The following is a 6,762-nucleotide window of genomic DNA, read 5'->3' as shown; positions in this document are numbered from 1 at the left end:
GGCTAAACCGTGCATATGTCAAGCTGTCAGGCGTTGTGTGTGCGGTGTTGTGGGACCCACCTTGAAGAGACTGACATTTCTTCGGGTTGTTGTGCTGGTTAGTGGAACCGCTTGGGATGGCGGGCCGGAGTGGGTGAGAGCCCCGTACGCGAAAACCAGTTTCACCGATCTTGGTGGTGTTCCCGAGTAGCAGCGAGCTCGTGGAATTTGCTGTGAATCTGCCGGGACCACCCGGTAAGCCTAAATACTTCCTGAAGACCGATAGCGGACGAGTACCGTGAGGGAAAGATGAAAAGTACCCCGGGAGGGGAGTGAAAGAGTACCTGAAACCGTGTGCCTACAAGCCGTCAGAGCCTTTTGGGGTGATGGCGTGCCTTTTGAAGAATGAGCCTGCGAGTTAGTGCTGCGTGGCGAGGTTAACCCGTGTGGGGTAGCCGTAGCGAAAGCGAGTCTGAATAGGGCGATCCAGTCGCGTGGTCTAGACCCGAAGCGGAGTGATCTACCCATGGCCAGGGTGAAGCGACGGTAAGACGTCGTGGAGGCCCGAACCCACTTAGGTTGAAAACTGAGGGGATGAGCTGTGGGTAGGGGTGAAAGGCCAATCAAACTCCGTGATAGCTGGTTCTCCCCGAAATGCATTTAGGTGCAGCGTCGTATGTTTCTCCACGGGGGTAGAGCTACTGGATGGTCTAGGGGCCTTACCGGGTTACCGAAATCAACCAAACTCCGAATACCGTGGTGTTAGAGTACGGCAGTGAGACGGCGGGGGATAAGCTTCGTCGTCGAGAGGGAAACAGCCCAGAACACCAGCTAAGGCCCCTAAGTGTGTGCTCAGTGGGAAAGGATGTGGGATTGCCCAGACAACCAGGAGGTTGGCTTAGAAGCAGCCACCCTTGAAAGAGTGCGTAATAGCTCACTGGTCAAGTGGTCCTGCGCCGACAATGTAGCGGGGCTTAAGCACACCGCCGAAGCTGTGTCATTCATGCAATACATCGGCTTCACTCCTTGAGGGTGTTGTCTAGTGGTATGGATGGGTAGGGGAGCGTCCTGCATCCAGGGAAGCGGCGGCGGAAGCCAGTCGTGGAGGGTGTGGGAGTGAGAATGCAGGCATGAGTAGCGAATGCAGAGTGAGAAACTCTGCCGCCGGATGACCAAGGGTTCCTGGGCCAGGCTAATCCGCCCAGGGTAAGTCGGGACCTAAGGCGAGGCCGACAGGCGTAGTCGATGGACAACGGGTTGATATTCCCGTACCCGAGCATGTGCGCCCATGACGAGGCGTTTGATACTAACCACCCAAAGCCACTGTTTGAAGCCTTCGGGTGAATGACGGTGTGTGGAGCGTGGGACCTGATTTCGTAGTAGTCAAGCGATGGGGTGACGCAGGAAGGTAGCTCCGCCAGGCGATGGTTGTCCTGGTGTAAGCGTGTAGGCCGGAACATAGGCAAATCCGTGTTCCATATAGGCTGAGACGTGATGCGTAGCCGTTTGAGGCGAAGTAGAGTGATCCTATGCTGCCGAGAAAAGCCTCTAGTGAGTGCATGCACGGCCCGTACCCCAAACCAACACAGGTGGTCAGGTAGAGAATACCAAGGCGATCGGGTGAACTGTGGTTAAGGAACTCGGCAAAATGCCCCCGTAACTTCGGGAGAAGGGGGGCCAAACATCCTGAAGCTTCTTGCAGGCTAGGGGTGGGTGGCCGCAGAGACCAGCGGAAAGCGACTGTTTACTAAAAACACAGGTCCATGCGAAGTCGCAAGACGATGTATATGGACTGACGCCTGCCCGGTGCTGGAACGTTAAGAGGACCGGTTAGCCTTTCGGGGCGAAGCTGAGAATTTAAGCGCCAGTAAACGGCGGTGGTAACTATAACCATCCTAAGGTAGCGAAATTCCTTGTCGGGTAAGTTCCGACCTGCACGAATGGCGTAACGACTTTCCGGCTGTCTCAACCACAGGCCCGGCGAAATTGCACTACGAGTAAAGATGCTCGTTACGCGCGGCAGGACGGAAAGACCCCGGGACCTTTACTATAGTTTGGTATTGGTTTTCGGTTCGGCTTGTGTAGGATAGGTGGGAGACTGTGAAGCGGTGACGCTAGTTACTGTGGAGTCGTTGTTGAAATACCACTCTGGTCGAATTGGGAATCTGAACCTCGGGCCATGATCTGGTTCAGGGACAGTGCCTGATGGGTAGTTTAACTGGGGCGGTTGCCTCCTAAAGAGTAACGGAGGCGCCCAAAGGTTCCCTCAGCCTGGTTGGCAATCAGGTGTTGAGTGCAAGTGCACAAGGGAGCTTGACTGTGAGACAGACATGTCGAGCAGGGACGAAAGTCGGGACTAGTGATCCGGCACCTCCTGGTGGAAGGGGTGTCGCTCAACGGATAAAAGGTACCCCGGGGATAACAGGCTGATCTTGCCCAAGAGTCCATATCGACGGCATGGTTTGGCACCTCGATGTCGGCTCGTCGCATCCTGGGGCCGGAGTAGGTCCCAAGGGTTGGGCTGTTCGCCCATTAAAGCGGCACGCGAGCTGGGTTTAGAACGTCGTGAGACAGTTCGGTCCCTATCCGCCGCGCGCGTAGGATACTTGAGGAAGGCTGTCCCTAGTACGAGAGGACCGGGACGGACGAACCTCTGGTGTGCCAGTTGTTCTGCCAAGGGCATGGCTGGTTGGCCACGTTCGGAAGGGATAACCGCTGAAGGCATCTAAGCGGGAAGCCTGTTCCAAGATGAGGTATCCCACCCCTTTGTGGGTTAAGGCCCCCAAGAGACCATTGGGTTGATAGGCCAGATATGGAAGCACAGTAATGTGTTGTTGAGTTGACTGGTACTAATAGGCCGAGGACTTGTCTACGAAGATGTTGCGCATCCACTCTACGGTTCTGAAACACCACGCCGGTGACGGTGTGTGTTGTTTCAGAGATGTTTCGGTGGTTTTAGCGTCAGGGAAACGCCCGGTCCCATTCCGAACCCGGAAGCTAAGCTTGACAGCGCCGATGGTACTGCAACCGAAGGGTTGTGGGAGAGTAGGACACCGCCGAACTTAACATGAAGGAAGGGCCTGGCCCGGTTGAGACGAGAGTCTCCCGGCCAGGCCCTTTTTCATGCCCACGGACACCCGCCCCGCCCGCACCATTTCCCGCTGGTGCCGAGCTACCCACACCCCGACAACGCGGCGAGTGGACCATTCGGTGCCGCCGCCCGAGCGCGCGTGACTGCTCTGCGAGCACCTGACTTCAGCGCCGCCGGCCAGGCGGGCATTCGCGCCACTTCAGTGCCATCCGCGCCCCGGTCACCGGCGGCCCGAGCGGTCCGCCGACACCTCCCACTGCGAACGGTCCGTTCGTGCCCAGGCAGCCGTACAACTGCAGCCGCAGGCCTGCCGACGCTCCAGCCCAACCCCGCCCGGCGGCATGAAAAAGGGCCGGAGCTCCTACCGAGCCCCGGCCCTTCCGCCAGCCGAACCGAACCAAATCCCTACTTCAACGCCGACCCGGCCTGCCAGTCAGCCCAAGACTTCGACCAATCACCGTACAGATCCCAAACCGGCAGCTGCGGGCCGCCCGAGTTGGTCACCTCCACGACGTCACCCAACCCCATGTTCTGGAAGAACCACTGGGCGTTCGCGTCGTTCAGGTTGATGCACCCGTGCGACACGTTCGAACTACCTTGCTGCCCCACGCTGTTGGGGTTCTCGTGCACGAACTCGCCGTCGTTCGAAATCCGCTCCGACCACTTCTCGTTGGAGCGGTACGCCTTCGGGTCCGGCGGGCAGACGCCGTACGTGCAGGAGTCCATCGTGTAGTTCGCCTGCTTGTCCGAAATGACGTGCGCGCCCAAGTGGGTGGGCGTCGCGTCCTTGCCCATCGAGATCGGCATGGACTTGACCATCGCGCCGTTGTGGAAGATCTGCATCTGCTCGGTGTTCCCGTCCGCCTTCGCGATCCAGGAATCGTGCACCTTGTACGTTTCCGCGCGGTCCTCCGCGCCGAACACGCCGCCGCCGAAATCGACGCCGTAGATCTTCGCCGAGACCTTGAGGGTGGTGCCGGCCTTCCAGTACTCCTTCGGCCGGTAGTGGACGTTCGAGTCGTCGATCCAGTACCAGCTGCCCTCCTGCTTCGGCGTCGACTCGACCGACAGGGCCTTCTCCACCGCCGCCTTGTTCTTGACGGCGATCTTGCCGAAGCTGAACACGATCGGCTGGCCGACGCCGACGCCCGCACTGGCCACCGCGGACGGGGCCGGGATGAGGTTGGCGTTGGCCTGCTTCTTCGGCGCGATCGTGCTGATCTGGTTGTCCTGCTCGATCGGTTTCCCGTTGGCGCCCTGGGCGTGCGCGACGATCTTGTACGTCGCGCCGTAGCCGAGCGGCTCGGTGGACGTCCAGCTCGAACCGTCGTCGGCGAGCTTGCCGGCGACCGTCTTCCCCTTGGCGCTGTTGGTCACCGTGACGTCGAGCAGCTTTCCGTTGGCCGCCTTGACGACGATCGGCGTCGCCGGGTTCACCCCGGTGCCACCCGCGGGCTCGAACGTCACCGCGACCGGCGTCTCGGAGGCCGAAGCCGAGCCCGGCGCCGGTGTCCCGCCGGCGGAGGAACCGCCGTCGTCACCGGACGAGCAGGCGGAAACCAGCAGTGCCCCGGCGAGGATTCCGGCCACCGAAAGTAAAATCTTCTTGGGGAGCATATTGTCTCTTTTTTGGGAATCGGGATCGGCGGGCATTCGTCATCAAAACTACGCGATAGCGATGACGTTCTTACCGGCGGATCGGTGCATCGGCGTGACGCGGATCACGTGACGACGAGGCCCGGGGCACCGTAAAGTCCCGGGCCGCGCACCGCGAGCCCGTCGAGGTACTCCCGCGCCGCCTGGTACGCCTGTTCCGCCAGTTCCTCCGTGTGCCCGAAGTCGAGCGGGTTCACACGTACGGGTGCGGGACCCGGCAGGTAGACCACCGGCACCGAAGCCGCGGCCACCGGCGCTTCCAGCACGGCCTGGTTCCGCATGCTGATCATCGCGGTGAACATGATCACCTCGGCGAACGTCCGCGGCGCGTCCGGCATCTTCCCCGGGAACGCGCAATCCAGCACCACCAACGACTTCGCGCCCATGGCCAGTGCCTGCCGCATCGGCACGTTCGCGACGAGCCCGCCGTCGTAGAGGAGCCGCCCCTCGTGCTCCACCGGCGGGAAGATGCCCGGGATCGCGCAGCTGGCCAGCAGCGGCTCGAGCAGCCGCCCGGACCGGATGAGCAACGGTTCGGCCGTGTCGACCTGCGTCGTGACGACGCCGAGCGGCAGCGCCAGGTCCTCGAACCGCGTTTCGGCGCCGAGGTGGTCGGCGATGATCCCCGCCAGGCCGGAATTGGGGAACAGGTGCGTTTTGCTCTGCGTCAGCGTCCGGACGCGGCTCAGCACGCCGCCGGGGAACGCCTCCGCGCGGGTCATGTGTGCCCAGATGCCGTGCAGGTCGGCCAAGGCGTCGCCGCCGGAGCGGGCCAGGACGGCGGCGTTCAGCGAGCCGACCGACGTGCCCGTCACGAGGTCCGGCGTGGCCCCCGCTTCGGTCAGCGCGCGCAGCATGCCGACCTGCATGGCGCCGAGGCTGCCGCCACCGCCGAGGACGAAGCCGATCGGCCGGGGAAGATCCGCGAGACTCATACCGCCGAATGTAGTAAGCCCGACTTTCGCAGGTCGTGCGGCCCGTGAAGCCGGCGTTAACCTGCTGGGGTGGCCGAGCTGGAGCTGCGCCATCTCAGAGCCGTCCGCGCCGTCGCGGACGGCGGGAGCGTGAGCCGCGCCGCCACCGTCCTCGGTGTCAGCCAGCCCGCGCTCACCGCGCAGCTCAAGCGGATCGAACGGATCCTCGGCGGCGACCTGTTCGTCCGCGAACCCAGCGGCGTCCGCCCCACCGAGCTCGGCCGGTTCGTGCTCGCCCGCGCCGACGCGCTGCTCTCGGACATGCAGGCCCTCGTCGCGTCCGCCCGCCGCCACGGCGAAAGCGAGTCCCGGTCGCTGCGGATCGGGTACGTGCCGCTGCTGATCATCGGCCGGTTCATCGAGGAGCTGGGGGAGCTGGACCTCGACGTCCAGACGTACGCCGAACCGGCGTCGCTGACCCTGCTGAAGCTGCTCTCGACCGGCCGCGTCGACGTCGCTCTGCTGGAGCAGTTCGACGGGACCGAGGCGCACCACTTCGCCGGGCTGGCCGTGCGGACGCTCGCGACCGAGCCCATCTTCGTCGGGATCGCGCAGGGGCACCCGGCGATCCGCGGCGGTGTCGTCGACCTCGCGGACCTGGCCGGCTGCGACTGGATCCTGCCGCCACCGCACGAAAACTGCGTGCGCGTGCGGTTCGCGCAGGCGTGCGCGGCCGCCGGGTTCACGCCGCGGGTGCGGCACTTCACGTCCGAGGCGGGGACCGCGGGCACGCTGATCGCGCAGGGCGCGGTCTGCCTCGCGCAGGCGGCTTCGGCGCCCCCGCGCGGCCTGCTCGCGCTGCCGCTGGCGGGCGACCCGCTGTGGACGACGCTGTTGTTCGCCACGCGCGAGGACGACGCCCGGACGCCGACGACCGGCGAGGTGTTCCGCTGCGCGGAGGTCGCGCACCGGGCGTCGCTGCAGCGGAACCCGCACTTCGCGCGGTGGTGCGGCCGGAATCCGGGCGAACGGCTCGTCGCGGCCCGATAGGCGGCATAACGCCGGTGTTATCCCCGCTGGGATTACTGCCCGGCGCGGCAACGGGAGAAGCTCACGAAGTCC

General features: G+C 63.4%; 3 protein-coding genes and 2 rRNA genes (1 of these 5 running past the window's edge). 3 read left to right on the top strand and 2 right to left on the bottom strand.

Annotated features, from left to right (window positions below; translation table 11 throughout):
- Both H4696_RS22640 and rrf read left to right on the top strand, forming a co-directional pair.
- Nucleotides 1-2,852 (top strand): 23S ribosomal RNA (locus tag H4696_RS22640) (it extends 268 nt beyond the left edge of the window).
- Between the two features lie 72 nt (nt 2,853-2,924).
- Nucleotides 2,925-3,041 (top strand): 5S ribosomal RNA (gene rrf / locus H4696_RS22635).
- 434 nt (nt 3,042-3,475) lie between these two features.
- Here rrf and H4696_RS22630 read toward each other — a convergent pair.
- Both H4696_RS22630 and H4696_RS22625 read right to left on the bottom strand, forming a co-directional pair.
- The gene (locus tag H4696_RS22630; protein WP_192782482.1) at nt 3,476-4,687 is read right to left on the bottom strand and encodes a L,D-transpeptidase; all 1,212 of its coding nucleotides are present in this window, start codon (nt 4,685-4,687) and stop codon (nt 3,476-3,478) included.
- Nucleotides 4,688-4,791: 104 nt separating this feature from the next.
- Entirely contained in the window at nt 4,792-5,661 is an 870-nt protein-coding gene (locus H4696_RS22625) for a patatin-like phospholipase family protein (protein WP_086859021.1), read from the bottom strand.
- 69 nt (nt 5,662-5,730) lie between these two features.
- Between H4696_RS22625 and H4696_RS22620 the strand changes: the two genes are divergently transcribed.
- Complete coding sequence (locus tag H4696_RS22620; protein WP_086859020.1) at nt 5,731-6,690, top strand: LysR family transcriptional regulator; 960 nt, start codon at nt 5,731-5,733, stop codon at nt 6,688-6,690.
- The last annotated feature ends 72 nt before the right edge of the window (nt 6,691-6,762 follow it).

The sequence above is a fragment of the Amycolatopsis lexingtonensis genome (assembly GCF_014873755.1).
GTDB classification, from domain to species: domain Bacteria; phylum Actinomycetota; class Actinomycetes; order Mycobacteriales; family Pseudonocardiaceae; genus Amycolatopsis; species Amycolatopsis lexingtonensis.
This window is presented reverse-complemented; position numbering and strand designations above follow the sequence as displayed.